General features: G+C 62.3%; 23 protein-coding genes and 1 pseudogene. 10 read left to right on the forward strand and 14 right to left on the reverse strand.

What is annotated here, in order from left to right:
* Positions 1–8: 8 nt before the first annotated feature.
* Together L6R44_RS08225 and L6R44_RS08230 are read right to left on the reverse strand one after the other, a co-directional pair.
* Complete coding sequence (locus L6R44_RS08225) at positions 9–1,313, reverse strand: carbohydrate ABC transporter permease (protein ID WP_032639496.1); 1,305 nt, start codon at positions 1,311–1,313, stop codon at positions 9–11.
* A gap of 56 nt (positions 1,314–1,369) precedes the next feature.
* The gene (locus L6R44_RS08230) at positions 1,370–2,584 is read right to left on the reverse strand and encodes an extracellular solute-binding protein (RefSeq protein WP_237423836.1); all 1,215 of its coding nucleotides are present in this window, start codon (positions 2,582–2,584) and stop codon (positions 1,370–1,372) included.
* Between the two features lie 321 nt (positions 2,585–2,905).
* Here L6R44_RS08230 and L6R44_RS08235 point away from each other — a divergent pair, with 321 nt between their 5' ends.
* Complete coding sequence (locus L6R44_RS08235; RefSeq protein WP_237423837.1) at positions 2,906–4,021, forward strand: ABC transporter ATP-binding protein; 1,116 nt, start codon at positions 2,906–2,908, stop codon at positions 4,019–4,021.
* Here L6R44_RS08235 and hpxK read toward each other — a convergent pair.
* The 7 genes from hpxK to hpxU form a co-directional block, all read right to left on the reverse strand.
* Positions 4,018–5,256 (reverse strand): allantoate amidohydrolase, encoded by a 1,239-nt coding sequence (gene hpxK, locus L6R44_RS08240; protein ID WP_032639418.1) that lies wholly within the window; start codon positions 5,254–5,256, stop codon positions 4,018–4,020. The genes L6R44_RS08235 and hpxK overlap by 4 nt on opposite strands.
* Positions 5,253–6,494, reverse strand: coding sequence for a pyridoxal-phosphate-dependent aminotransferase family protein (locus tag L6R44_RS08245; protein ID WP_237423838.1), 1,242 nt, complete (start codon positions 6,492–6,494; stop codon positions 5,253–5,255). The genes hpxK and L6R44_RS08245 overlap by 4 nt, the downstream gene beginning before the upstream one ends.
* Before the next feature lie 13 nt (positions 6,495–6,507).
* The gene (locus tag L6R44_RS08250; RefSeq protein WP_023327069.1) at positions 6,508–7,245 is read right to left on the reverse strand and encodes an amino acid ABC transporter ATP-binding protein; all 738 of its coding nucleotides are present in this window, start codon (positions 7,243–7,245) and stop codon (positions 6,508–6,510) included.
* A complete protein-coding gene (locus L6R44_RS08255; protein ID WP_072034229.1) occupies positions 7,226–7,882 on the reverse strand; it encodes an amino acid ABC transporter permease in 657 nt (218 codons plus the stop codon). The genes L6R44_RS08250 and L6R44_RS08255 overlap by 20 nt, the downstream gene beginning before the upstream one ends.
* Complete coding sequence (locus L6R44_RS08260; protein ID WP_032648997.1) at positions 7,882–8,547, reverse strand: amino acid ABC transporter permease; 666 nt, start codon at positions 8,545–8,547, stop codon at positions 7,882–7,884. Before L6R44_RS08260 ends, L6R44_RS08255 begins: the two co-directional genes overlap by 1 nt.
* A gap of 4 nt (positions 8,548–8,551) precedes the next feature.
* Positions 8,552–9,334, reverse strand: a complete 783-nt coding sequence (locus L6R44_RS08265) for a transporter substrate-binding domain-containing protein (RefSeq protein ID WP_237423839.1) — start codon at positions 9,332–9,334, stop codon at positions 8,552–8,554.
* A gap of 191 nt (positions 9,335–9,525) precedes the next feature.
* The gene (hpxU, locus tag L6R44_RS08270; protein WP_237423840.1) at positions 9,526–10,365 is read right to left on the reverse strand and encodes a MurR/RpiR family transcriptional regulator HpxU; all 840 of its coding nucleotides are present in this window, start codon (positions 10,363–10,365) and stop codon (positions 9,526–9,528) included.
* Between the two features lie 142 nt (positions 10,366–10,507).
* Between hpxU and hpxW the strand changes: the two genes are divergently transcribed.
* The 4 genes from hpxW to hpxZ are packed head-to-tail and all read left to right on the forward strand — an operon-like array spanning position 10,508 to position 14,067.
* Positions 10,508–12,091 (forward strand): oxamate amidohydrolase, encoded by a 1,584-nt coding sequence (gene hpxW / locus L6R44_RS08275; protein ID WP_237423841.1) that lies wholly within the window; start codon positions 10,508–10,510, stop codon positions 12,089–12,091.
* A gap of 10 nt (positions 12,092–12,101) precedes the next feature.
* Positions 12,102–12,290 (forward strand): oxalurate catabolism protein HpxX, encoded by a 189-nt coding sequence (gene hpxX / locus L6R44_RS08280; protein WP_237423842.1) that lies wholly within the window; start codon positions 12,102–12,104, stop codon positions 12,288–12,290.
* Complete coding sequence (locus L6R44_RS08285) at positions 12,287–13,684, forward strand: AtzE family amidohydrolase (protein WP_237423843.1); 1,398 nt, start codon at positions 12,287–12,289, stop codon at positions 13,682–13,684. The genes hpxX and L6R44_RS08285 overlap by 4 nt, the downstream gene beginning before the upstream one ends.
* Complete coding sequence (hpxZ, locus tag L6R44_RS08290) at positions 13,681–14,067, forward strand: oxalurate catabolism protein HpxZ (protein ID WP_023311059.1); 387 nt, start codon at positions 13,681–13,683, stop codon at positions 14,065–14,067. Before L6R44_RS08285 ends, hpxZ begins: the two co-directional genes overlap by 4 nt.
* A gap of 69 nt (positions 14,068–14,136) precedes the next feature.
* Here hpxZ and puuE read toward each other — a convergent pair whose 3' ends face one another.
* The 3 genes and pseudogenes from puuE to L6R44_RS08305 form a co-directional block, all read right to left on the reverse strand.
* Positions 14,137–15,036 carry an allantoinase PuuE gene (puuE, locus tag L6R44_RS08295; RefSeq protein WP_229267783.1) on the reverse strand — a complete coding sequence of 300 codons (900 nt, stop codon included), beginning with the start codon at positions 15,034–15,036 and terminating at the stop codon, positions 14,137–14,139.
* Positions 14,957–15,825: pseudogene (locus L6R44_RS08300) on the reverse strand (aspartate/glutamate racemase family protein); the annotation flags it as partial. The gene puuE and the pseudogene L6R44_RS08300, both read right to left, overlap by 80 nt.
* Entirely contained in the window at positions 15,825–16,541 is a 717-nt protein-coding gene (locus L6R44_RS08305; protein WP_032639395.1) for a GntR family transcriptional regulator, read from the reverse strand. The pseudogene L6R44_RS08300 and the gene L6R44_RS08305, both read right to left, overlap by 1 nt.
* Before the next feature lie 144 nt (positions 16,542–16,685).
* Between L6R44_RS08305 and L6R44_RS08310 the strand changes: the two genes are divergently transcribed.
* On the forward strand, positions 16,686–18,182 hold the full coding sequence (locus tag L6R44_RS08310; protein ID WP_237423844.1) for an NCS1 family nucleobase:cation symporter-1: 1,497 nt from the start codon (positions 16,686–16,688) through the stop codon (positions 18,180–18,182).
* A 104-nt stretch (positions 18,183–18,286) separates the two neighbouring features.
* Positions 18,287–19,606 (forward strand): guanine deaminase, encoded by a 1,320-nt coding sequence (gene guaD, locus L6R44_RS08315; protein WP_237423845.1) that lies wholly within the window; start codon positions 18,287–18,289, stop codon positions 19,604–19,606.
* Here the strand turns inward: guaD and uraH are convergent.
* Both uraH and uraD read right to left on the reverse strand, forming a co-directional pair.
* Positions 19,586–19,909, reverse strand: a complete 324-nt coding sequence (gene uraH, locus L6R44_RS08320; RefSeq protein ID WP_237423846.1) for a hydroxyisourate hydrolase — start codon at positions 19,907–19,909, stop codon at positions 19,586–19,588. The genes guaD and uraH overlap by 21 nt on opposite strands.
* Positions 19,906–20,406, reverse strand: a complete 501-nt coding sequence (gene uraD / locus L6R44_RS08325) for a 2-oxo-4-hydroxy-4-carboxy-5-ureidoimidazoline decarboxylase (protein ID WP_237423847.1) — start codon at positions 20,404–20,406, stop codon at positions 19,906–19,908. Before uraD ends, uraH begins: the two co-directional genes overlap by 4 nt.
* A 239-nt stretch (positions 20,407–20,645) precedes the next feature.
* On the opposite strand from uraD, the gene hpxO reads away from it, so the two are divergent.
* From hpxO to L6R44_RS08340, 3 genes are read left to right on the forward strand one after another with little or no spacing between them, the layout of a single operon-like run.
* Positions 20,646–21,800, forward strand: a complete 1,155-nt coding sequence (gene hpxO / locus L6R44_RS08330; RefSeq protein WP_237423848.1) for an FAD-dependent urate hydroxylase HpxO — start codon at positions 20,646–20,648, stop codon at positions 21,798–21,800.
* A gap of 17 nt (positions 21,801–21,817) precedes the next feature.
* Positions 21,818–22,852, forward strand: coding sequence for a molybdenum cofactor-independent xanthine hydroxylase subunit HpxD (gene hpxD, locus L6R44_RS08335; protein ID WP_237423849.1), 1,035 nt, complete (start codon positions 21,818–21,820; stop codon positions 22,850–22,852).
* 11 nt (positions 22,853–22,863) lie between these two features.
* Positions 22,864–23,799, forward strand: coding sequence for a PDR/VanB family oxidoreductase (locus tag L6R44_RS08340; protein ID WP_237423850.1), 936 nt, complete (start codon positions 22,864–22,866; stop codon positions 23,797–23,799).
* Positions 23,800–23,899: the final 100 nt, after the last annotated feature.

A 23,899-nucleotide genomic window follows, 5' to 3' on the forward strand; every position in this document is an offset into this window, starting at 1 on the left:
TACGTCCCTTACGCCATGTCGTCATTTTTGAAAGATTTGGTGGCGCGGAACTGCCACAGCGCCAGGCCGACGACGAAAATCGACAGCAGGATGGTGATGGTCGCCGCAATCGCGTACTGCGAAGAGGACATCGTCAGCTTGTAGATCCACGACACCAGAATGTCGGTCCCGCCCGCATTTGACCCGACCACCGCCGGACCGCCGTTGTTAAACAGATAGATAATGTTGAAGTTATTGAAGTTGAAGGTGTACTGGGTGATCAGAATCGGCGCAATCGAGTACAGCACCAGCGGCAGCGTGATGGTGCGCAGCTTGGTCGCGCTGCTGGCGCCGTCCATGGTGGCCGCTTCATACAGATCGTCCGGGATCGCCTGCAACACGCCGGTGGTCATGGCGAACACAAACGGGAAGCCGAGCCAGGTCTGCATCATAATCAGCGCCGTTTTGGTCCAGAACGGATCGGTCATCCAGGCTTTTGGCGCAATGCCGAAGAAGGCCAGAATCGCGTTGTTAATCACCCCGAAGGAGTCGTTGAACATCCCGGCAAATACCAGAATGGTGACAAAACCCGGCACCGCCCACGGCAGGATAAAGATGGTGCGGATCAGCGGCTTAAAGCGCAGATCTTTCTGGTTAACCAGGATGGCCAGCAGCACGCCTACCGAGCATTGCAGCGTGGTGGCGAGCAGGGTCCAGACCACCGTCCACTGGAGCACGTCGAAGAAGGTCGAGCGCCAGATGGAGAGCGTGAAAATATTGATAAAGTTCTTAAAGCCAACCCAGTCCACCAGCTTAGCCGGCGGCGTGTGGTACAGGTTGTAGTTGGTAAAGGCGATGGCAAAGCCGAACAGAATGGGGAATACCACGACAAACACCAGCAGGATAAAACCCGGCGCGATCATCAGATACGGGAAACCGTCGCTGAGCAGCATCTGGTACTGCTTGCGCACGCTGTTAAGCCGTAAGCCTTCGTCACGTCGACGGCCATTTGCCCACGCATCCCGCATCGACAGGGCGTACACCGCCACGCCAAACGCGCCAATCAACACGCTGATGATCCCCTCAGCCAGCAGGAAGATGGAATTGTCACGCGGCACCTCCTCGCCAAGCGTCACCAGCCCCCACAGCCCTTCGCGTAAAAAATCAGCGAATACGCCGATAAAACTGGCCAGCAGCACCAGGAAGATGATCCCCTTCAGCCACTGGCGATGGTAGAACTGACCGAAGCCAGGGATGACCGCCAGCAGCAGCCCAGTCCAGGCATGACGCCCGGCCACGCGCGGTTTGGCAATATGTTCCGGGATGATACTCACAGACAACTCCTTTCAAAAAACGGGAGAACAGCCTCCCGTTCGGTGACGTCAGAAAATTACTGGTTGCTGGCCTGCATGGCTTCGATTTGCATCTGGACCTGCTTCTCTGCGCTGTCCAGCGCGGCTTTCGGATCCTGTTTGCCGGTCAGGCTCAGCTCCAGCGCGGCGTTGGCTGGCCCCCACACTTCGCCCATCTCCGGAATGCCCGGCATGGCGGAAGCGCGCGCGGCCTGTACCGCAACGGCGCTCGCTTTTTCATCGTTCTTGATAATCGGATCGTCGATCATCGCCGTCAGCGGCGGGATCTCGCGCGTGGCGACGTAGCGGGTTTTGACGTACTGCGGCTGGTTAATAAATTCGATGAATTTCTGCGCCAGCGCTTTGTCTTTGCTCCACGTGGAGACCACGTAGCCTTTCACGCCGAGGAAGGAGCTCATTGGCTTGCCGTCCGGCAGCGTGGGCAGCGGCGCAACGCCGTAGTTGATGCCTGCCGCTTCATACGGCTGGAAGGCCCACGGGCCGTTGATCACGGCTGCCGCTTTTTTCTCGGTAAATAAAGAGTCGATGGCGTTCAGGCCGTTGTCGCCGACTATCCCGGCCGGGAAGATCCCGTCGGCGTAGAATTTTTTCAGGTACGTCACGGCCTCTACTGCGCCCGGTTTGTTCAGGCCGACGTCGCTGGCGTTATAGCCGCCCTTGTCGTTTTGCCCAAAGATGTAGCCGCCCATCGGGGAGATAGCGCCCCAGCTGTAGTAAATCTGATCGAACTTGGCGAGCAGGCCGTACTGGTTTTTTGCGCGCTGCTGTTTAGAAAAGTCATACCAGTCCTGCAGCGAGTTAAGGGGTTTAGCGATGAGGTCTTTGTTGTAGATCAGCACCAGCGTCTCAACCGCTTTCGGCACGCCGTAGAGGGCGTTATCCATTTTGAAGGCATTGATGGAGGCCGGGGTGTACTGTTCGGTCTGCCCGGCCTCCAGATTCAGGGGGGTCAATAACCCTTGCACAACGGCGCCGCCTAGCTGATCGTTAGGGATAACCAGCACATCCGGGCCAATCCCTGCCGGACCGTCCAGACGCAGCTTTTCCAGCTGCTGAGCGTAAGGGGTTTCCTGGACGTTAACCTTCACGTCGTACTGTTTTTCAAAATCGGCGACCGCATCTTTAATGCCGGACGACTTCTTGATGTCTTCCCAGACGTTAAGCTGCGCGGTGGCGTGAACCTGCACCGCGAGCGTAGAGAGGATAAGCGCAGCGAGAATGTTCTTTTTCATGTTCAACCTCATGTGAAGGTATAACAATTTTATGGTTGTTATCGCATTTAACGCCGTACCTGCCGCATCCTGTTAAGCATTAAAACGAATGCTGCACGTATGACATCAAATACCTTTGGTTGGGTATACGCTACCCTTCACATCATGATAACTCTACAAAAAACTGTAAGTTGTGTGATCGTCATAACATTAATGGAATATCTGTATAGGGCGCGTGAATACTGGAAGTTATAGTCAATCCAGACAAATTGCACCGTCCAGCTGTGTTGAACCAGATTGTTATACGTAAAACATAACTGACGATTTACTCGGGGAACACTGATGTCGAACATACAATTGAGGAATGTCACCAAGCGCTTTGGCGACACCGTCACCTTACACAACGTGAATCTGGAAATTGAAGACGGTGAATTTGCCGTTTTTGTCGGCCCTTCCGGCTGCGGGAAATCGACCATGCTGCGCATGATTGCGGGGCTGGAGGAGATTAGCGAAGGTGAGGTCCTAATCGGTAATGAGGTGATGAATGACGTCGCCCCTTCACACCGGGGCGTGGCGATGGTCTTTCAATCCTACGCGCTCTATCCACACATGACGGTCGCCGAAAACATGGGCTACGGCCTGAAGGTGAACAAAGTGCCGAAAGAGCAGATCCGCCATCAGGTGGAGATGGTGGCAAAAACGCTGCAGCTCTCCCACCTGCTGGACCGTAAGCCGAAACAACTCTCCGGCGGGCAGCGCCAGCGCGTGGCCATTGGGCGCGCCATCGTGCGCAATCCGCGCGTCTTTATGTTCGATGAACCCCTTTCTAACCTGGACGCTGAACTGCGCGTCGAGATGCGCCTGCACCTCGCCCGCCTGCATCAGGAGCTGAAAACCACCATGGTATATGTCACGCATGACCAGATCGAAGCGATGACGCTGGCCGACAAAATTGTGGTCATGAACTATGGCAAGGTTGAGCAGATGGGCGCGCCGATGGATCTTTATTACAAACCGGCAAATAAGTTTGTCGCCGGGTTTATCGGCTCGCCGAAAATGAACTTCCTGCCGGCGACCGTCGAAGCCTGGCAACCGGGCAAGCTCACCGTCAGGTTGTCGCAGCAGAAGTCGCTCACGCTCGCTATAACCACCACGCCGCTGCAGCCGGGAAGCCAGGTGACGCTGGGCATTCGTCCGGAACATTTGTCCACCGACATCAGGCGCGGCACGCCGCTGGAGTTCAACTGTGAAGTCGTGGAGCGTCTGGGGAACAATACGTACCTGTTTGGACAATGCTACGGCCATGACAACGTGAAGATCTTACTGCCGGGCGACGTGATGTTCGCGCCCTGGCAGAAGATAGACGTGGCGTTTGACGACCGTCACTGCATGATTTTTGACGAACAGGACGTGCGGGTGAGCGCGGATATCGAAGATGCAGTACGCTCGGTGGCTTAACGCGCGCCACCGTTAGCCAGCCTTCTCACCGCCTGCCCGAATGCCTCAATCGCCAGGGCAACATCCTCAGCCATCACCGATTCCGCCGGATGGTGGCTGACGCCCCCCCTGCAGCGCACAAACAGCATGCCCACCGGCCAGCGTTCCGCCAGGGCGATGGTGTCATGCCCGGCGCCGCTCGGCAGAGATACTGAGCGCCCCTGCACCGATTCCACGGCGTTCCCCAGCAGATGCTGCAAACGCGCATCGCACGGCGTGGCGGCGATCCGGTAAAACGCCTCCGCGCTGAAGCTTAGCCCGCGACGCGCGGCAATCGCCTGCGCCTGCGCCAGCAGTTCATCGAGCAGCGCGTCAAGCGGTGCCTCCTGCGGACCGCGAATATCCAGCGTGAGCGTAACCTCACCGGGGATCACGTTGACCGCGCCGGGCAGGCAGCGCAGCTCGCCGACCGTCGCCACCCGGTTGCCGCCCCGCTGTCGGGTAGTGTTTTCGATCAGCACCATCCACTCGGCGGCGGCGGCCAGCGCGTCCTTGCGATGGTTCATCGGCACGGTGCCCGCGTGCCCGGCCTCGCCGGTGAAGCGGCAGTTCAGACGACGCGCACCGTTAATGGCTTCCACCACGCCCAGCGCCAGCCCTTCCTGCTCCAGGCACGGCCCCTGTTCGATATGCAGTTCCAGACAGGCGCTGAAATCGTCCTGACGACGTGCCGCGAGCGCCACGCGGGCGGGATCGAGCCCCGCCTGCACCATCGCCTGCGCCACGCTGATGCCACTGGCATCGCGCGTCTCCAGCCAGCCCTGCGGCCAGGTGCCCGTCAGCCCCCGGCTGCCCAACAGCGTAATGCCGAAGCGGGTGCCCTCTTCGTCACCAAAGCCGACAATCTCGATGGCCTGCGCCAGATGGAGACCCTGCTGGTGCAGGCCGTCTACCACTTCGATGGCGGTGAGCACCCCGAGCATGCCGTCATAGCGCCCGGCGTTGCGCACGGTATCCAGATGCGAGCCGAGCAGCACCGCCTGCGCCCCTTCCCGCGCGCCTTCGTAGCGTCCACAGATATTGCCCACGCTGTCCTGCCAGACGGTCATGCCCGCCTGGCGCATCCACTCCCCGACCAGCTGGTTGGCCTGCAGATGCTGCGTGGAAAGATAGACCCGCGTCAGCGCATCCGGGGTTTCGCTAATGGCGGCCAGCGCGTCGGCGCGCGCCATCACCCGCTCTGCCGCCGGGCTCATTGCGGCGTCTCGCGGCGATAGTGGTCCCACGCGGCCTGCATGGCGGCCCCCTGCGTGGTGGTGAATTTCAGGTAGTTCAGCACCGACTCCAGCGCGCTCAGGGTGGTCATCACGCAGTCCTTGCGCGCGTTATAGCCCATGGTGCCGATGCGCCACACTTTGCCGTGCAGCGGGCCAAACGAGGTGCCGATTTCAATCCCGAAATCCTCCAGCATCAGCTTGCGCACCTCGTCGCCGTTGACGCCCTGAGGAATAACCACGCCCAGCACGTTGTTCATCTTGTGCTTCAGATCGCCGAAGGTCTCCAGCCCCATCGCCTGAATGCCCTTCAGCAGCGCGTCGCCGTGCAGCCTGTGGCGGGCAATGCCGTTATCCAGCCCTTCCTGCAGGATCAGCCGCGCGCATTCCCGAGCGCCAAACAGCGCGGTGGTGGCTTCGGTGTGGTGGTTTAGCCGCTCCGGTCCCCAGTAGTCCATCACCATGCCGAGATCGAAATAGTTGGAGTAGATCATCTCCTCGTCGCCGTCGCGGTGGGCGTCGGTGCGTATGCCTTCCTCAACGCACCTGCGGCGGCGGATCGCCTCCTCCATGCGCGCGCTCAGGGTGATCGGCGACGTGCCCGACGGGCCGCCGAGGCACTTCTGCATCCCGGCCGAGACGGCGTCCAGCCCCCAGGCGTCGGTCTCCAGCGCGTTACCGCCGAGCGACGCGGTGGCGTCGGTGTAAAACAGCACGTCGTAGCGGCGGCAGATCTCACCGAGCTCCGCAAGCGGCTGCAGCATGGTGGTGGAGGTATCGCCCTGCACGGTCAGCAGCAGGCGCGGACGGATACGTTTGATCGCATCCTCGACCTGGTCCGGGGTAAACACCTCCCCCCACGGCACCTCGATGGTATGGACCTCCGCCCGGCAGCGGCGGGCAATCTCGCACAGCAGGTGGCCGAAGCGGCCAAAGACCGGCACCAGCACCTTATCGCCCGGGCGAATGGCGGAGACCAGAATGGCCTCAATCCCTGCGCGGGAGGTGCCGTCCACCAGCATCGTCCAGCGGTTTTCGGTGCGGAACACGCCGCGATAGAGCGCCATCACCTCGTTCATGTAGTGGGTCATGGCCGGATCGTACTGGCCGATCAGCTGGCTCGACATGGCGCGCAGCACGCGCGGGTCGGCGTTGATTGGCCCCGGGCCCATAAGCAGGCGCTGGGGCGGGTTGATTTGCGGAAAGCGTGCGATATCCATCGTTAAGTCCTTATCAGTTAAGGCCGCGCACGGAGGAGATGAACTGCTTCAGTTCCGTGGTCTGCGGGTTGGCGAACAGCGTTTTGCTGTCGCCCTGCTCCCAGACTTTCCCCTGGTGCATAAACACCACGCGGTCGCCCACTTCGCGGGCAAAATTCATTTCATGGGTAACAAGTATCAGCGTCATCCCCTCTGCCGCCAGCTGCTCCAGCACCTTGAGCACTTCGCCCACCAGCTCCGGATCGAGCGCGGAGGTGATCTCGTCGCAGAGCAACACTTTCGGCGACATCGCCAGCGCGCGGGCAATCGCCACGCGCTGCTGCTGGCCGCCCGAGAGGCTCGAGGGGTAGTAATCCAGACGATCGCCCAGGCCAACCTTCTCCAGCATCTGCTGCGCCAGCGCCCGGCATTCGGCGGCGCTTTTCTTCAGCACCCGACGCGGGGCAAGCATCACGTTTTCCAGCGCCGTCATGTGCGGGAACAGATTAAAACTCTGGAACACCATCCCGACCGAGCGGCTGATTTCGCGCGCCTGGGAGTCCCGGTCGGTAATGGTCATGCCGCCAAGCTTGATGCTGCCGTCCTGGTAGCCTTCCAGGCCGTTAATGCAGCGCAGCAGCGTGCTTTTGCCCGATCCGCTGCGCCCGATGATGGAGATCACCTGGCCCATGTCGATATCCAGATCGACACCCTTGAGCACGTGGTTATCGCCGTAGTACTTCTGCACCTGATTAATGGTGATGAGAGGCATTGAATTTCGTCTCCAGATAGCGGCTGTAGCGCGACAGCGGATAACACAGAATAAAGTAGCCCAGCGCCACCAGCGCAAAGACCTTAAACGGCTGATACGTCACGTTGGTCAGCATGGTCCCGGCCTTGGTCAGCTCGATAAAGCCGATAATGGACGCCAGCGCGGTGCCTTTAATCACCTGCACGGCAAAGCCGACCGTCGGGGCGATACCGATGCGCAGCGCCTGCGGGGCGACCACGCGAAACAGGGTCTGGCCGAAGGTCAGCCCCAGACAGCGCGAGGCCTCCCACTGCCCCTTCGGCAGGGCGCGAATGCTGCCGTTCCAGATATCGAGCAGAAACGCGCTGGTGTAAAACGTCAGCGCCAGCGAGGCGGCGGTCCACGGCGAAACGTCGATGCCGAACAGCGCCACGCCGAAGAAGGCCAGGAACAGCTGCATCAGCAGCGGCGTGCCCTGAAACAGCTCGATATAGCCGCGGATGATGCGCTTCACCGTGCGCCCGCCGGTCAGGCGCAGCAGCAGGAGCGGCAGCGTCACCGCCGCCCCGCCGACAAACGCCACCAGCGACAGCAGCACCGTCCAGCGTCCGGCCAGCAGCAGGTTACGAATAATGTCCCAGTCGGTAAAGGTGGTCATCATGCCTGCACCCCCAGCCATTTCCGTCCTGCCGCCATCATCAGCTGGCGCAGGGTAATCGACAGCGCTAAGTAAATGCCGGTTGTCACCAGATAGACCTCAAAGCTCAAAAACGTTCTGGACTGGATCAGGTTGGCGGCGAAGGTCAGCTCTTCATACGAGACCTGCGACACCACCGACGAGCCGAGCATCACGATGATGCACTGGCTCACCAGCGCCGGGTAAATGCGCTGCAGCGCGGGCGGCAGCACCACGCGGATAAAGGTCTGCAGGCGGGTCAGCCCCAGCACGCGCCCGGCTTCCCACTGCCCTTTCGGCGTCACCTGAATGCCCGCGCGGATAATCTCGGTGCTGTAGGCGCCCAGGTTCACCACCATCGCCAGCAGCGCCGCTTCCCCCGCCGTCATCTTCAGGCCCAGATTCGGCAGGCCGAAGACGATGAAAAACAGCTGCACGACAAACGGCGTGTTGCGGATGATTTCCACATACGCGCCCCAGATCCGGCTGAACCAGGTGGTGCGTCCGCTGCGGATCGCCGCCCCGAAAATCCCTGTCGCCAGCCCGCCGACGGTCGCCATCACCGTCAGCTGAACGGTGACCCACAGCCCCGCCAGCAGCTCCGGCCAGTGCGGCCAGAGGGCTGAAAAATCAAGTTGCTCCGTCATCGGCTCAGGCGCCAAGGTTTGCCGGCAGCGGGGCCTTCAGCCATTGCTCGGACAGGCCGTTCAGCGTGCCGTCCTTAATGCCCTGCTCAATCAGCGCGTCCACTTTTGCCTTCAGGGCCGGTTCGTTTTTCTTCAGGCCGATAAAGCACGGCGAATCTTTCAGCATAAAGCTCGGCACCGGGGCTTTATCCGCGTTCTGCCGCGAAATAGCCGCCACCACCAGGTTGCCGGTTGCCACGTACTGCACCTGCCCGGAGAGGTATGCAGAGAGCGTGGTGTTGTTGTCTTCGTAGCGCTTCACGTTCGCGTCTTTTGGCGCCAGGCCGGTGAGTACCATGTCCTCTACCGCCCCGCGCGTCACGCCGATGGTTTTGCCGCTCAGCGCGGCGGCATCCTTCAGCTCGGCCCCTTTGGGACCAAACACGCCGAGGAAGAACGGCGCGTAGGCGCGGCTGAAGTCGATTACCTTCTCGCGCTCCGGGTTTTTCCCGAGGCTGGAGATGACCAGATCCACCTTATCGGTTTGCAGGTACGGCACGCGGTTGGCGCTGGTCACCGGCACCAGCTGCAGCCTGAGCTTCATCTGCTTAGCCAGATAGCGCGCCATGTCGATGTCATAGCCCTGCGGCTGCAGGTTGGTCCCCACCGAGCCAAACGGCGGGAAGTCCTGCGGAACGGCAATGCGAATGGTGCCGCGCTTCTCGATATCCTGAAGCTGGTCAGCCTTTGCCGGCAGCTGTGTGAAGAGGCCTGCGGCCCCGACCAGTGCAATCAACAGTTTTTTCATGGTGCTTCCCCGTAACGTTAACATGAAACAAAAGATTCTTTGAATGTAATTTTGCAACTAATGTGCCAGGTGAGGCGACGCGGGGAAATTTCTTATAAAGCCTTAAATAAGGCGGTCGGGGCGAAAATATTCTCCATTTTCGCCCCGACCTTCTGCACCATTTCAATGCAAAGCACCAGACTGATGCCCCATTATCGCTGTTCGAGCTCGTCCAGCTGCTGGTAGAGGGAGGCAATGTCGTGAATGCGCGGACGGCCCTTATCGAGGATCTCATGCAGGAAGGCGTTCGCCAGCAGGTTAATCAGACTGTTGACCGAGGAATAGCTGTCATAGGCGGAGACGCTGTCCAGCGGGGCGCAGAGCTGCCAGCTGGACAGCGGAAACAGGCTATGGGCCTGCGGCTCACACATCAGCAGTACCGGAATGCCGCAACGCTGAAGCTGCTGCATCAGCGGGCGAATGATGCGCGGACGGCGGCGAAACGCCATCATGACCACCATATCGTCCGGCGTTAAATCCACCAGCTCCTCGCTCAGGCTCTGCCCCGGCTGCGGCAGGACCAGCACCTGACCGCGCGCCTGCAGCAGCTGCTGGCGCAGGTGCAGCGCCGCCGGATAGGCGTTACGCATGCCGATAATGACGATGCGCCGCGCCTTCACCATGCAGGCCATGGCGTCGGCAAACTGCTGCGCGTCGAGGGCATTCACCCACTGGGTCAGGTTCGCCATCTCCTGCTTGTAATGGCGCGCCAGCAGCGTATTGCCCTGCACCGCGTCGCGATTATCGGTGAGCGGCATCCCGCTCTGGCGCAGGGTGCGCAGCTCGTCGCGCATGTCCTTATATTTCTCATAGCCCAGACGCTTAAACAGGCGGCTGACCGTGGCTTTCGACACCCCGCTCAGCTGCGCCAGCTCGGCGCTGTTGTAGCTAATCAGATCGTCAAAGTGGTCGAAAATAAAATCCGCGACCCGCTGCTCCTGCGGCGACAGTGACGGGTACTGTGCTTTAAGACGTTCATCCAGTTGTTCCATAGCGCCTCTGTAACGTTTGTTTCATCACATTTTGCTTTTCATTCTACCTTTCATTATACGTGCCAGTTTACTGAAACTTTTTTTTCAGATCTGGAACAGCTTTTGCAGCACCTTGTGCCTTTCAGGATTACGAGGACGCTTCATGCAAAGTAATGTCTCCACGCACGGCATGGCCGTTGCGCCCCACCATCTTGCCAGCCAGAGCGCGCTGGCGGTGCTGCGAGAAGGCGGCAGCGCGATAGAGGCGATGGTCGCCGCGGCGGCCACTATCGCCGTGGTTTACCCGCACATGAACGGGCTGGGCGGCGATGGCTTCTGGCTCATCGTCCCCCCGCAGGGCGAACCGATCGCCATTGACGCCAGCGGCGCGTCGGGATCGCGCGCGACGCTCGCCGCCTACGACGGGCTGGCGCATATTCCCCATCGCGGCCCGCAGGCGGCCCTGACCGTCGCCGGTACCGTGAGCGGCTGGGACGAGGCGCTGAAGGTCTCCCGCGAGATGACCGGCAAGGCGCTGCCGCTCCCCCGCCTGCTGGCCGACGCCATCGATTACGCGCAGAACGGCACGCCGGTCACGGCCTCTCAGGCCAACGCCACGGCCAGTAAATTTGACGAGCTGAAGGACGTTCCCGGCTTCGCGGAAACCTGGCTGGTGGACGGCAGGCCGCCAGAGGCCGGCAGCCGTTTTTATCAACCGGCCATGGCGTCCACGCTTAAGCGCCTGGCGGAAGACGGCCTGGACAGCTTTTATCGCGGCCCGCTGGCGGAGGTGCTGGCGCAGGGGATGGAGGCGCTGGGCCTGCCGGTCACGCTGGCCGATTTACGCGCCCACGCCGCCCGGCGCACCGCGCCGCTGAAACTGCAGCATCAGCAGGGAGAAATTTATAACCACGCCCCGCCGACGCAGGGGCTGGTTTCGCTGGCGATACTCGGCATTACCGATCGCCTGAACATGGCGGAGGCCGACGACGCCGACACCCTTCACCGCATCGTGGAAGCCACCAAGCTGGCCTTTGGCCTGCGCGATGCCCACATCACCGACCCGCGCGCGCTGAAAACCGATATTCAAAGCCTGCTGGATCCCGCCGCCCTGCAGGCGCTTGCCGACAGGGTTGACGACGGTCGCGCCGCGCCTTGGGGAACCGGTAAAGGCCCCGGCGACACGGTGTGGATGGGGGTAGTGGACAGCAGCGGGCTTGCCGTGTCGTTTATCCAGAGCATTTATCACGAGTTCGGCAGCGGCGTGGTGCTGCCCGACACCGGCATCGTCTGGCAGAACCGGGGGGCCTCGTTCAGCCTCGATCCCGATCATCTTCTGGCCCTCGCGCCGGGCAAACAGCCCTTCCACACCCTGAACCCGGCGGCGGCGCGCCTTAAGGACGGGCGCGTGATGGTCTACGGCTCGATGGGCGGCGACGGGCAGCCGCAAACCCAGGCCGCGCTCTTTACCCGCTACGTGGTCCAGGGCGTGCCCCTGCAGGAGAGCATTTCCCGCCCGCGCTGGCTCCTGGGGCGCACCTGGGGACAAACCTCGGACACCTTAAAGCTTGAAGGGCGTTTTTCATCCGGGACCGTCGCGCGCCTGCAGGCCCTCGGTCACGAGGTGGAAATGTTCCCTGACTTTAGTGAAGCGATGGGCCACGCGGGCGCGATTGTCCGTCACCCCAACGGGCTGCTGGAAGGCGCATTTGACCCGCGCAGCAACGGCGCGGCCGCCGGATTTTGAGGAGACAACAATGACCACACACCAACCCGACTGGCAGGCGTATCTTGCGCAAATGGAGTCCGTGCTCGGCGTGACGCTGGACGACGCCCGCCGCGCCGAGCTGCTGGTGCAGTTCAGCCGCATTGCCAGCATGGCCGCCCCGCTGATGGCGCTGCCGCTCGACGACCGCCTGGAGATCGCAGGAGTATATAAAGCATGACGCTACACGAGATGAGTATCAGCGACATTCAGCAGGCGCTGAGCGCGGGCGAGCTGAGCGCGCATGAGATCGCCCGCCAGACGCTGGAGGCGATTGCGCGCGTTAACCCGCAAATCGGCGCATGGACCGCCGTGACGGAAGCGCGCATGCTCGCCGAGGCCGAGAGCATCGACACCCTGCGCCGCGAGAAGCGTCCCCTGCCGCCGCTGGCGGGCGTGCCCTACGCGGTAAAAAACCTGTTCGACGTTGCGGGCCACACCACCCTCGCCGGGGCCGAGCTGTTCAGCCAGCGCCCTGCCGCCGCCGCTGACGGCTTCGCGGTGCGCCAGCTGCGCAGCGCGGGCGGGCTGCTGACCGGGATGGTGAATATGGACGCCTACGCCTACGGCTTTACCACCGAGAACAGCCACTACGGCACGACGCGCAACCCGCACGATCTGGCGCGCATCGCGGGCGGGTCGTCCGGCGGTTCAGCCGCCGCGGTGGCCGCCGGGCTGGTGCACTTTTCGCTCGGCACCGACACCAACGGCTCGATTCGCGTTCCGGCCTCCCTGTGCGGCATCTATGGCCTGAAGCCCACCTTTGGCCGCCTGTCGCGTTCCGGCAGCCATCCGTTTGTGCCGAGCCTGGATCATATCGGCCCCTTCGCCCGCCGCGTGTGCGATCTGGCGTCGGTGTATGACGCGCTGCAGGGGCGGGACAGCAGCGACGCTTTTCAGGCCGAGAGCGCGCGCGAGCAGACGCGACCTCTGCTTGACCGCGGGCTTGACGGCCTGCGCTGCGCGGTGCTCGGCGGCTACTTCACCACCTGGTGCGACGCGGACGCCCGAGACGCCGTGGCGCGGGTGGCGAAGGCGCTCGACGTGCAGGACGAGCTGCAGTTTCCGGACGCCGAACTCGCGCGCGCGGCGGCGTTTATCATCAGCGCCTCCGAAGGGGGGAATCAGTACCTGCCCGCGCTTCGTCGCGAGCCGGAGCGTTTCGAACCCCATTCCCGCGAACGGCTGCTGGCAGGGGCGATGCTCCCCTCCGCCTGGTACATTCAGGCCCAGCGGTTTCGCGCGCACGCCCGGCAGGCGTTTAAAACCCTGTTCGCCCAGGCCGACGTGCTGATCGCCCCGGCCACCCCGCGCGGCGCTACGCTCGCGGGTGAGCAGACCATGGAGATTAACGGCCAACTGCTGCCCATTCGCGCCAGCATGGGCATGCTCACCCAGCCGATTTCGTTCCTGGGCCTGCCGGTGACCACCGTTCCGCTGCGCACCGCTCAGGGTATGCCGATAGGCCTGCAGCTGATAGCCGCGCCGTTTAACGAGCAGGCCTGCCTGCGCGTCGCGCGCGTGCTGGAAGAGCGCGGCATCACCGATGCCCGCCCGGCGGAGGTGGCGGCATGATGAATCACGACGACATTAACCTGCCGTGGGTAGTTGCCGAGGTGACCGCCGCGTTTTACCGCTACGAAGACGCGCTGGTGAGCAACAACGTTGCGGTGCTGGACGAGCTGTTCTGGCACGACAAAAACACGGTGCGGCTGGGGGCGGGTGAAAACCTGTACGGCATTGATGAAATCCGCGCCTTCCGTGCGGCGCGCCCCGCCGCCGGGCTGCAGCGGACGCTGCGCCACACCGTCATCACCACCTTCGGGGAGGATTACGCGGTGTGCAGCACCGAGTTTACCCGCGAGGGGACGGAACGCATTGGCCGCCAGCAGCAGACGTGGGTGCGGTTTGCCTACGGATGGCGGATCGTGGCGGCTCAGGTGAGTTTGATGGTGTAACACCGCCGGGAATACGAGATTCCGTAGGCCGGGTAAGGCGCAGCCGCCACCCGGCAAAACACGGCTCAATTACTTCTGAAACGGATGCACCTCCCGCCAGCGATCGGCAATCTGCTGGCGGGTACAGATCCACACCCGCTCGTGCTGCTGCACGTAATCCAGGAACCGCTGCAGCGCGCGAAAACGCCCCGGCCGCCCCAGCAGGCGGCAGTGCATGCCGATGGACATCATTTTCGGCGCGCTTTCCCCCTCTTCGTACAGCACGTCAAAACTGTCCTTGAGATAGGTATAGAACTGCTCGGCGGTGTTAAACCCCTGCGCGGTGGCGAAGCGCATGTCGTTCGCATCCAGCGTATACGGCACGATCAGGTGCGGTTTGCGGGTACCGTCGCTGCAGGCCACTTCCGTCCAGAAAGGCAGGTCGTCGCCATAGTAGTCGCTGTCGTAGTCGAAGCCGCCGTGCTCCACCACCAGCTGGCGCGTGTTGGGGCTATCGCGGCCGGTGTACCAGCCCGTTGGCGGCTTGCCGAACAGGTCGGTCAGCACCTGCACCGCTTTATGCAGATGCTCGCGCTCCTGGGCGATGTCCATATGCTGATAGTGGATCCAGCGCCAGCCGTGGCTGACCACGTCGTAATCCGCGGCTTTGATCGCCTCAACGATCTCCGGGTGACGCGCCAGCGCCATCGCCACGCCGAAGACCGTCAGCGGCAGGCCGCGCTTCTGAAATTCACTGTGGATCCGCCAGAACCCGGCGCGGCTGCCGTACTCGTAGAGCGAGTCCATCGACATGTGCCTGTCCGGGTAGCTGGCCGCACCGATGATGTCCGACAGGAACTGCTCGGATCCGGCATCGCCGTGCAGAACGTGGTTTTCCGCCCCCTCTTCGTAATTGAGCACAAACTGCACGGCGATGCGCGCCTGATTCGGCCACCGCGCGTGCGGCGGGCTGCCCGCGTAGCCGCGCAGATCCCGCGGGTAATCCTGTTCAAAAAGCCCCATTGCCACCCCCAAAAATTAAAATGGATTCAGTGCCTGAAATTGTCCGCTTAACGCTTTTTTCTCCGGGAACGCCAGATCCCCATGCTTGCTGGTCGACAGCCCCAGCGCCGCCAGCGACTCCACCATCTTCACCGCCGCGCTGACGCCGTCGATCACCGGCACGCGCAGCTCGCGGGTCAGCTCCTGCGCCAGCGTCGCCATGCCGCCGCAGCCCAGCACGATGGCGCCGCAGCCGTCCTCTTTCAGCGCCTGTATACAGCGCGCGCGCACCTTTTCCTGCGCCAGACCGCTGCCGTCTTCCAGCGCCAGCACCGGGAGATCGATGGCGTGCAGCGCCGCGCAGCGGTCGTGAAAGCCATACTGGTGCAGCAGATGGCGGGCAATAATCAGCGTGCGCGGCAGCGTGGTGACCACCGAAAAGCGCGTCGCCACCAGCGTCGCCATATGCATGGCGGCTTCGGCGATGCCGATAACCGGCCCCTGCGCCAGCTCGCGCGCCGCCAGCAGGCCCGGATCGCCAAAGCAGGCGATGACGTGACCGTCCACCCCCTGCTCTCTGCCGAGCTTGACCTGTTCGAGAACCCCCACGGCGGCGATAGCTTCATCAAAGTGTCCCTCGATAGACGGCACGCCCGCGCTGGGGCAGACGGCGAGGATCTCCGTTCCCGGTGCCGCGACCGCGCGGGCCGCCGCGCCGATGGTTTCCGTCATCGCGAGGCTGGTGTTGGGGTTGATCACTTGTATACGGACGGACATTACGACTCCTTGTGGCCGGCAAACAGCCGGGCAAAATCAGGCAGACATTCGCCCGCCCGCTCAAAGCAAAGGCTGGCAACGATATGTTCAAAATGGTGCATTAAGGCATCGCTTAGCGGCTGGAGCGCCTTCTGGCGCAGCAGATCCACCAGCTGTTCGTGATCGTTGCAGCGGCAGCCCTGCCGCCAGGGCGCGCCCCAGGTGGCAATCACCAGCGACGAGCGCTGGCTCAGGCCGGTCACCATCTCGGTGAGCACCTGATTGCCGGAGATGGCCTGCAGCTGAATGTGGAAACTGGCGGAGTGGCGGATCGCCGCCGGGCCGTCGTACGCCTCGTGCGCCTGCTGCTCCTGGCGAATAATGGCCTCCAGCGCGGCAAGGTGCGGCGGCTGGCAGTGGGCCAGCACGTCCGGCAGGTTGGCGACCTCCAGCAGGGCGCGGGTGCGGAAGATGTGCCTCGCCTCTTCTACCGTCGGGCTGGCGACGTGTGCACCACGCCTGGGCGATAAGGTGACCATTTGCACTGCGGCGAGTCGCTGCAGCACCTTGCGGATGCCCGTGCGGCTGACGCCAAAGACCTCGGCCAGCGCCTCTTCCGGCAATTTGCTCCCCGGCAGCAGCTGATGTTCGACTATCGCGGTCATCAGCGCCTGAAAGATGGATTCGTCTTTATCATGCAGGTCTGGCGCGGTCTGCAGGGCGTTTATATTGTTCATTCACCACTCCGTCTTTTACTCTTCGTTATCGAATCGTATACATAAAAATAAAATATTGCATACAAGATTTATTATTTTGGCCTGGATCCTGCAACACCATCTGCACGCCCACTCAAGGGGTTTTCATTCACAGGAGCAGGTTTCATGCCAAATAGTCAAAACGCGCAGCAGGGTACGGCCGCTGATTCCGGTGCGGTTTACAGCCCACGTCTTTGCAATGAGGATCTGGCACCCACGCGTGACCAGAACTGGAGCTGGTACAACATCTTTTCGTTCTGGATGTCGGACGTGCACAGCATGGGGGGGTATGTGGTCGCCGCGAGCTTCTTCACGCTCGGGCTGGCAAGCTGGCAGGTGCTGCTCTGCCTGCTGGTGGGGATTTGCATCGTGCAGCTGTGCGCCAACCTGGTGGCCAAACCGAGCCAGATGGCGGGCGTGCCCTATGCGGTGATCAGCCGTCAGGCGTTCGGCGTCTTCGGGGCGAACATTCCGGCGGTGATCCGCGGGCTTATCGCCTTTGCGTGGTATGGCATCCAGACCTACCTGGCCGCCAACGCCCTGATGCTGGTGGCGCTGAAGTTCTGCCCGTCACTCTCTTCGCTCACCGCAGGCGCGTTCCTCGGCCTGTCGCATCTGGGCTGGATCTGCTTCGCCATTATGTGGGTATTGCAGGCGATGGTTTTCTGGCACGGGATGAGCGCCATCAAGCGCTTTATTGATATCGCCGGTCCGGCGGTCTACGTGGTGATGCTGGCCCTTGCGGGCTGGATTGTATACAAGACCGGTTTTGACGGGATCTCCTTTACCCTCGCCAGCAAATCCCTGACCGCGGGCGAGCAAACCTGGCAGATGATCACCGCGACCGCGCTGGTGGTCTCCTACTTCTCCGGCCCGCTGCTCAACTTTGGCGACTTCTCCCGCTACGGCAAAAGCATGGGGGAGATCCGCCGCGGCAACCGCTGGGGACTGCCGTTTAACTTTCTGCTGTTCTCCATCGTCACGGTGGTGATTGTCTCCGGCACGCAGTCGCTGTTTGGCCGCATGATCACCGACCCGATTGAAACCGTCAGCCGCGTGGGTAACGATCTGGCCGTGGCGATTGGCCTGCTGACGATGATCACCGCCACCATCGGGATTAACATTGTGGCGAACTTCGTCTCACCGGCCTTTGATTTCTCTAACTGCTCGCCGCAGAAAATTAGCTTCCGCACCGGGGGGATGATTGCCGCCGTCGGCTCAATCCTGCTCACCCCGTGGAACCTGTTCAACTCCCCGGAGCTTATCCACTACACCCTGGACGTGCTCGGGGCGTTTATCGGCCCGCTGTTCGGCATACTGATTGCCGATTTCTACCTGATTAAACGCGGCAAGGTGTCGGTTGACGACCTGTTCGACGACACACCAAAGGGCAAATACTGGTATCGCAACGGCTTTAACCCGAAAGCCATCGGCGCGCTGATCCCCTCCGTTGCCGTGGGCCTGGTCATTAGCTTTATCCCGGCCCTGCATGAGGTGGCAAACTTCAGCTGGTTCATCGGCGTCTTCCTCGGCGGCGTGACCTACCGCTGGCTGGCGCGGGAAGATCGCGAGACGGCAGGCGCGACCACCTTCAGCTCCCGCGTGGCAACGCAAAAAGAGTAACCCTTCCCTCCCCTTCTGGCCGCAGCGTCACTGCGGCCCGTTCATTCTGGCACCGTTCTTGCTGCGCTTTCTCACCCCGCTACGCAAACCCGAAGGCAGGAACCATGATGGAATACCAGACTGCGATACGCGGTGCATTTTTTGACATTGCCCAGGTCTGCGACAGCGCAGACGCCATTGCCGAACACGCGCGCTACCTTGAGGACGGACTGCTGTTTATCCAGAACGGTAAAATTCTGGCGCACATGGCGTGGCAGGAGGGCGAGCAGTATCTTGACCCCCACAAGGGCTACACCGATATGCGCGGCAGGCTGCTTTTGCCCGGTTTTATCGATACCCACGTTCATTATCCGCAAACGGAGATGATCGGCGCCTTTGGCGAGCAGCTGCTGGAGTGGCTGACCACCTACACCTTCCCGGTGGAGAGCCAGTTTGCCGATGAGGCCTACGCGAAAGAGATCGCCGAATTTTTCATTCACCAGCTGGTGAGCAACGGCACCACCACCGCGCTGGTGTTCTGCACGCTGCATCCGGAATCGGTCGAGGCGCTGTTTACTGAGGCGCTGCGCCTCAACATGCGCCTTATCGCCGGGAAGGTGATGATGGACAGACACGCGCCGGACTACCTGAGCGAGGACGCGAAGCAGAGCTACCGGCAGACGCGTGAGCAGATCCGGCGCTGGCACCACCGGGGGCGGCTGGGCTACGCCATTACGCCACGCTTTGCCCCGACGTCATCCCCCGAGCTGCTCGCCGCGGTCAGCCTGCTGAGAGAGGAGTTTCCGGATACCTGGCTGCAGACCCACCTGAGCGAAAACCCCAACGAAGTGGCCTGGGTGAGCGACCTCTGGCCGGAGCACGAGCGCTATCTGGACGTGTATCACCACTACGGCCTGACCGGCGAGCGCAGCGTGTTTGCCCACGCGATCCATCTGCACCACAGCGAGTGGCAGTGCCTGCATGACACCGGCTCGGCGGTAGCGTTTTGCCCCACCTCGAACCTGTTTCTCGGCAGCGGGCTGTTTCGCCTGCCCGCCTGCTGGCAGCACGGCGTGCGGATGGGCATCGGCACCGACGTGGGCGCGGGCACCACCTTCAGCATGCTGCGCACGCTGGGGGAAGCCTACAAGGTGGGCCAGCTCCAGAGCTACCGCCTGCGCGCCAGCGAGGCGTTTTATCACGCCACGCTGGGCGGCGCGCATGCGCTCAGGCTGGACGATAAGATCGGCAACTTCGCGCCCGGCAAAGAGGCTGATTTCGTCGTCATCGACCCGGACGTCACGCCGCTGCAGCGCCTGCGCAATCGCCGCTGCAGAGATATTTACGAGCAGCTCTTTGTGCTGATGACCCTGGGCGACGAGCGCAACATCAGCGAGACCTGGGTCAACGGCGAGCGGGCGTGGTCAGCTGCCCCGGTAGGTTGACCACCCGCCGGGCGCAATCACAAACGGCAGATGGAAATGCTCGTCTGCCGCGTCTCCCGTCACAAACTCAATCTGCGCGCAGGGATAGATCGTGTTGCGACCGGTTTCGCTAAACCACGGGCCGATCTCCGCCACTAGCCGGTAGCGGCCTGCGGGAAGAGAAGGCACAAACGCGGCGATACGCCCCTGGGCGTTGGTCACGCCCGTGGCCAGCGTGTTCCCGTCCTGCTGCAGGTGAACCGTCACGCCCTGTGCGGGCTTGCCCGTCGAAATATCGAGAATATGGGTGCTGAGCGTGCTCATTTGCCAATCACTCCTTCCAGCCGTAGCAGCGTGATGTCCCGCAACTGTTCCAGCGCGGCGAGCGCCTCCTGCGCGGCGCTGTTTTCCAGCCTCGCGTGCAGGGCCTGTAATATCTCCTCGCCGCTGCGGCCCTTCGCGCGGATCAGAAAGACCCGTCCGAAACGGGCCTCGTAGCGGGCATTGCCCTCGCGCAGCGCCCGGGCGAGGTCAGCGTCGCCTTCATTCACCGCGCTCTGCTCCTGGCGCGACAGCGCTGCCTCCGCCGCTGAACCCGCGGGCTTTTCCCCGATGCGCGGATGGGCGCTCAATGCCTGCGTTAATGCCGCGTCGTCCCAGGCTTGCGTCAGCGCTTTTGCCGTACTGAGCAATTCGTCCCGGCTGGCGTAAGGCCGCCCGCGAACCAGCGCATCGGCCCAGTCGGGCAGCGCCACGCAGGGGTGAACCAACGCTAACGCCTTTTCGTGGGAAAGATGATTGAAGTCGTGCAGTGCGATCATAGCGTCTCCTTTATTGTCTTCCTCCGGGTTATTGCACAAACCACGCCACTCTGAGCGAGGGCGTGAAACAGTCGATTCCGCATAGCTCAACGGGAAATTTTTGATTCAAAAAAAGGCACGCTCACGGCGTTTGCGCACCTTAGCAGTGCAAACGCCCGCCCCACAACGCCGATTTCGCCACTCTGCAGCCTGGTACGCAAATTGCTGAAGGTATTTACACCCTGCAAAAGGAGAGAAGCATGAGAGCAATCGTCATTGGCGCGGGTATTGGCGGCCTGAGCGCCGCCGTCGCGCTGAAGAAAGCGGGCATCGACTGTACCGTGTTTGAAGCCGTCAAAGAGATCCGGCCCGTCGGGGCGGCCATCTCCATCTGGCCGAACGGCGTGAAGTGCATGCAGCACCTCGGCATGGGCGACATCATCGAGACCTACGGCGGCCCGATGCGGTTTATGGCCTACAAGGATTACCGGCGCGGCGAGACCCTGACCCGCTTTAGCCTTGCCCCGCTGGTCGAGCGCACCGGCGGGCGTCCCTGCCCCGTCTCGCGCGCCGAGCTTCAGCGCGAAATGCTGGACTTCTGGGGGCGCGATAACGTGCAGTTTGGCAAGCGCGTCGAACGTGTGCGGGAAGACGACGCGGGCGTGAGCGTCACCTTTACCGACGGCACCACGGCAACCGGCGATTTCCTGATTGCCGCCGACGGCAGCCACTCTGCGGTTCGGCCGTACGTGCTGGGGTATACGCCGGAGCGCCGCTACGCCGGGTACGTGAACTGGAACGGGCTGGTGAAGATTGACGAAGAGATCGCCCCGGCGCACCAGTGGACCACCTTCGTCGGCGAAGGCAAACGCGTGTCGCTGATGCCCGTCTCCGCCGGTCGCTTCTATTTCTTTTTTGACGTGCCGCTACCTGCGGGTCTGGCAGAAGATCGCACCACCCTGCGCGCCGATCTCACGGGCTACTTCCGCGGCTGGGCCCCGCCGGTGCAGAAGCTTATCGCGGCGCTGGATCCCGAGACCACCAACCGCATTGAGATCCACGATATCGAGCCGTTCGACACCCTGGTGCGCGGCAACGTCGCGCTATTGGGCGATGCCGCGCACAGCACCACGCCGGATATCGGCCAGGGCGGCTGCGCGGCGATGGAAGATGCCGTGGTGCTGGGCGAGTGCCTGCGTGAAAACCACAGCATCACGCTGGCGCTGCGCCAGTACGAAGCGCTGCGCTGCGACCGGGTGCGCGACCTGGTGCTGAAGGCACGCAAGCGCTGCGACGTCACCCACGGGAAAGACATGGCGTTGACCCAGGCCTGGTATCAGGAGCTGAAAGAGGAGACCGGGGAGCGCATCATCAACGGTCTGTGCGAGACCATTCAGGGCGGCCCGTTAGGCTGAACGTAAGAGGGACAACGATGAAAAGAGAACCGACTCCACCCGCCCACTGCACCTTTGAGCCAGAGGACTGGCTGCGCCTGGCGAAATGCTGGCACCCGGTCGCGCGCGCCTGCGACGTCGGCCCGGCGCCGGTTAAAGCGACCCTGCTGGATGAACAGCTGGTCATTTACCGGATTAACGACCGGGTCGTGGTCGCCCGTGACGTGTGTCCGCACCGCGGCGTGCCGCTGACGCTGGGCTTTCACGACGAGCACGGCATTATCTGCCCGTACCACGGCCTACGCTTCGGGGAGGACGGGCGCTGCAACCGTATCCCGTCCAGCCCCGACCAGCCCGTTCCGGCGAAGCTGAACCTGATTAACTACGCCGTGGAGGAGCGCTTTGGCCTGATCTGGACCTGCCTGGCGTTTGATCCGGACAATCCCGTGCCGCTGCCCACCATGCCGCACTGGGATGACGACGGATTTCAGCAGATTAACTGTCCGGCGTTTGAGGTGAACGGCTTCGCCGGGCGTCAGGTGGAAGGGTTTCTGGACGTGGCGCACTTTGCGTGGATCCACACCGATACCTTTGCGGATCCGGATAACCCGCTGGTGCCCCACTATCAGCCACAGGAGACGCCGTTTGGCTTCGTGGCCGATTACTGGAGCAGCGTGAGCAACTACCCCGCCAGTTCACCCGTGCAGGCGCCGGAAGGATTCCAGTGGCTGCGCCATTTTGAAATGCATCTGCCGTTTACCGCCACCCTGACGATCCATTTCCCGGGAGAATCGCGGCTGGTCATCATGAACGCCGCGTCGCCGGTGTCCTCGCGGGTCACCCGGATGTTCGCGCCCATCGCGCGCAACTTTGATCTGCATATTCCGGTGGAGGACGTGCATGCCTTCAATCTGCGGATATTTGAAGAGGATCGCCTGATGGTCGAAACCCAGCGCCCGGAAAGCCTGCCGCTGGACCTGACGCTGGAGGCCCATATCCCCGCGGATAAAAGCTCAATTGCCTACCGTCGGGGTCTGAAGAAGATGGGCTTTGGCGAATTTTTCCTGGCATAACGGAGGCCGATATGCTGAGCGTAATTGTTGACGGGCTGTGGCGGGAAGGCGACAGGAGCCTCGCCGTCAGGCTGGTGGCTGAAGACGGTAACGCGCTGCCGGCGTGGCAGCCCGGGGCGCATATTGACGTGCACCTGCCCTGCGGCGTGGTGCGTCAGTATTCCCTGACCGGGGCATGTGGAGACGAGAGCTATCTTATCTGCGTGGGGCGGGAAACCGCCTCGCGCGGCGGATCGCGCTACGTTCACGAGACGCTGCGGCCCGGGCAGAAATTAGCGATCTCTGCCCCGCGCAATCTGTTTCCGCTTCAGCAGGCAGAGCGGGTGTTGCTGCTGGCGGCGGGCATTGGCATTACGCCGCTGTACGCCATGGCCCTGCAGCTGAAGGCGGCCGGAACGCCGTTCACGCTGCACTACTACGTTAAACGCCGGGAAAACGCGGCGTTTGTTCGGGAGCTCTCGCAGTGCGGTGAGTGCCTCATACACACCATCAGCCCCCGCACCGCGCTGGCAGAGCATCTCCCGACGCCGGGAGCGGGACTGCACGCCTGGGTGTGCGGACCGGCGGGTTTTATGGACAAAGTGCGAGACGTGGCAGCGGCGAAGGGATGGGATGACGCCCACATTCACAGCGAGGCGTTTCAGCCCGCCGCGCCCGCCGCTGGCGGTGAAGCCGGCGAGATCTTTACGGTCAAGCTGGCCTCAACCGGCGAACGCTGGCCGGTGCCTGCGGATAAGACCATCGCCCAGGTGCTGCAGGCAAACGGCGTGGACGTGCCGCTGTCCTGCGAAATGGGGATCTGCGGCGCCTGCCTGACGCCGGTGATTGATGGCGTGGTGGATCACCGGGACAGCGTGCAGTCGGAGGCGGAAAAAAGCGCAACGGAGCAGCAGGTGGCGCTGTGCTGCTCGCGGAGCCACTCGGGGGAGCTGGTGATCGGGTTGTAAACCACCTGCACAGTCTTTCTTGCCGGGTGGCGCTGCGCTTACCCGGCCTACATTGCGCAGACTTTTCAATTGGTTGCACGTTTTATTGTAGGCCCGTGCA

Origin of the sequence: Enterobacter cloacae complex sp. ECC445 (assembly GCF_021892025.1) — a bacterium.
Classification (GTDB): Bacteria; Pseudomonadota; Gammaproteobacteria; order Enterobacterales; family Enterobacteriaceae; genus Enterobacter; species Enterobacter chengduensis.

Excerpts from the sequence above, each read along its gene's own strand:
- L6R44_RS08230 (WP_237423836.1), bottom strand. The coding sequence starts at position 2,584 with ATGAAAAAGAACATTCTCGCTGCGCTTATCCTCTCTACGCTCGCGGTG.
- L6R44_RS08235 (WP_237423837.1), top strand. The coding sequence starts at position 2,906 with ATGTCGAACATACAATTGAGGAATGTCACCAAGCGCTTTGGCGACACC.
- hpxK (WP_032639418.1), bottom strand. The coding sequence starts at position 5,256 with ATGAGCCCGGCGGCAGAGCGGGTGATGGCGCGCGCCGACGCGCTGGCC.
- L6R44_RS08245 (WP_237423838.1), bottom strand. The coding sequence starts at position 6,494 with ATGGATATCGCACGCTTTCCGCAAATCAACCCGCCCCAGCGCCTGCTT.
- L6R44_RS08250 (WP_023327069.1), bottom strand. The coding sequence starts at position 7,245 with ATGCCTCTCATCACCATTAATCAGGTGCAGAAGTACTACGGCGATAAC.
- L6R44_RS08255 (WP_072034229.1), bottom strand. The coding sequence starts at position 7,882 with ATGACCACCTTTACCGACTGGGACATTATTCGTAACCTGCTGCTGGCC.
- L6R44_RS08260 (WP_032648997.1), bottom strand. The coding sequence starts at position 8,547 with ATGACGGAGCAACTTGATTTTTCAGCCCTCTGGCCGCACTGGCCGGAG.
- L6R44_RS08265 (WP_237423839.1), bottom strand. The coding sequence starts at position 9,334 with ATGAAAAAACTGTTGATTGCACTGGTCGGGGCCGCAGGCCTCTTCACA.
- hpxU (WP_237423840.1), bottom strand. The coding sequence starts at position 10,365 with ATGGAACAACTGGATGAACGTCTTAAAGCACAGTACCCGTCACTGTCG.
- hpxW (WP_237423841.1), top strand. The coding sequence starts at position 10,508 with ATGCAAAGTAATGTCTCCACGCACGGCATGGCCGTTGCGCCCCACCAT.
- hpxX (WP_237423842.1), top strand. The coding sequence starts at position 12,102 with ATGACCACACACCAACCCGACTGGCAGGCGTATCTTGCGCAAATGGAG.
- L6R44_RS08285 (WP_237423843.1), top strand. The coding sequence starts at position 12,287 with ATGACGCTACACGAGATGAGTATCAGCGACATTCAGCAGGCGCTGAGC.
- hpxZ (WP_023311059.1), top strand. The coding sequence starts at position 13,681 with ATGATGAATCACGACGACATTAACCTGCCGTGGGTAGTTGCCGAGGTG.
- L6R44_RS08305 (WP_032639395.1), bottom strand. The coding sequence starts at position 16,541 with ATGAACAATATAAACGCCCTGCAGACCGCGCCAGACCTGCATGATAAA.
- L6R44_RS08310 (WP_237423844.1), top strand. The coding sequence starts at position 16,686 with ATGCCAAATAGTCAAAACGCGCAGCAGGGTACGGCCGCTGATTCCGGT.
- guaD (WP_237423845.1), top strand. The coding sequence starts at position 18,287 with ATGATGGAATACCAGACTGCGATACGCGGTGCATTTTTTGACATTGCC.
- uraH (WP_237423846.1), bottom strand. The coding sequence starts at position 19,909 with ATGAGCACGCTCAGCACCCATATTCTCGATATTTCGACGGGCAAGCCC.
- uraD (WP_237423847.1), bottom strand. The coding sequence starts at position 20,406 with ATGATCGCACTGCACGACTTCAATCATCTTTCCCACGAAAAGGCGTTA.
- hpxO (WP_237423848.1), top strand. The coding sequence starts at position 20,646 with ATGAGAGCAATCGTCATTGGCGCGGGTATTGGCGGCCTGAGCGCCGCC.
- hpxD (WP_237423849.1), top strand. The coding sequence starts at position 21,818 with ATGAAAAGAGAACCGACTCCACCCGCCCACTGCACCTTTGAGCCAGAG.
- L6R44_RS08340 (WP_237423850.1), top strand. The coding sequence starts at position 22,864 with ATGCTGAGCGTAATTGTTGACGGGCTGTGGCGGGAAGGCGACAGGAGC.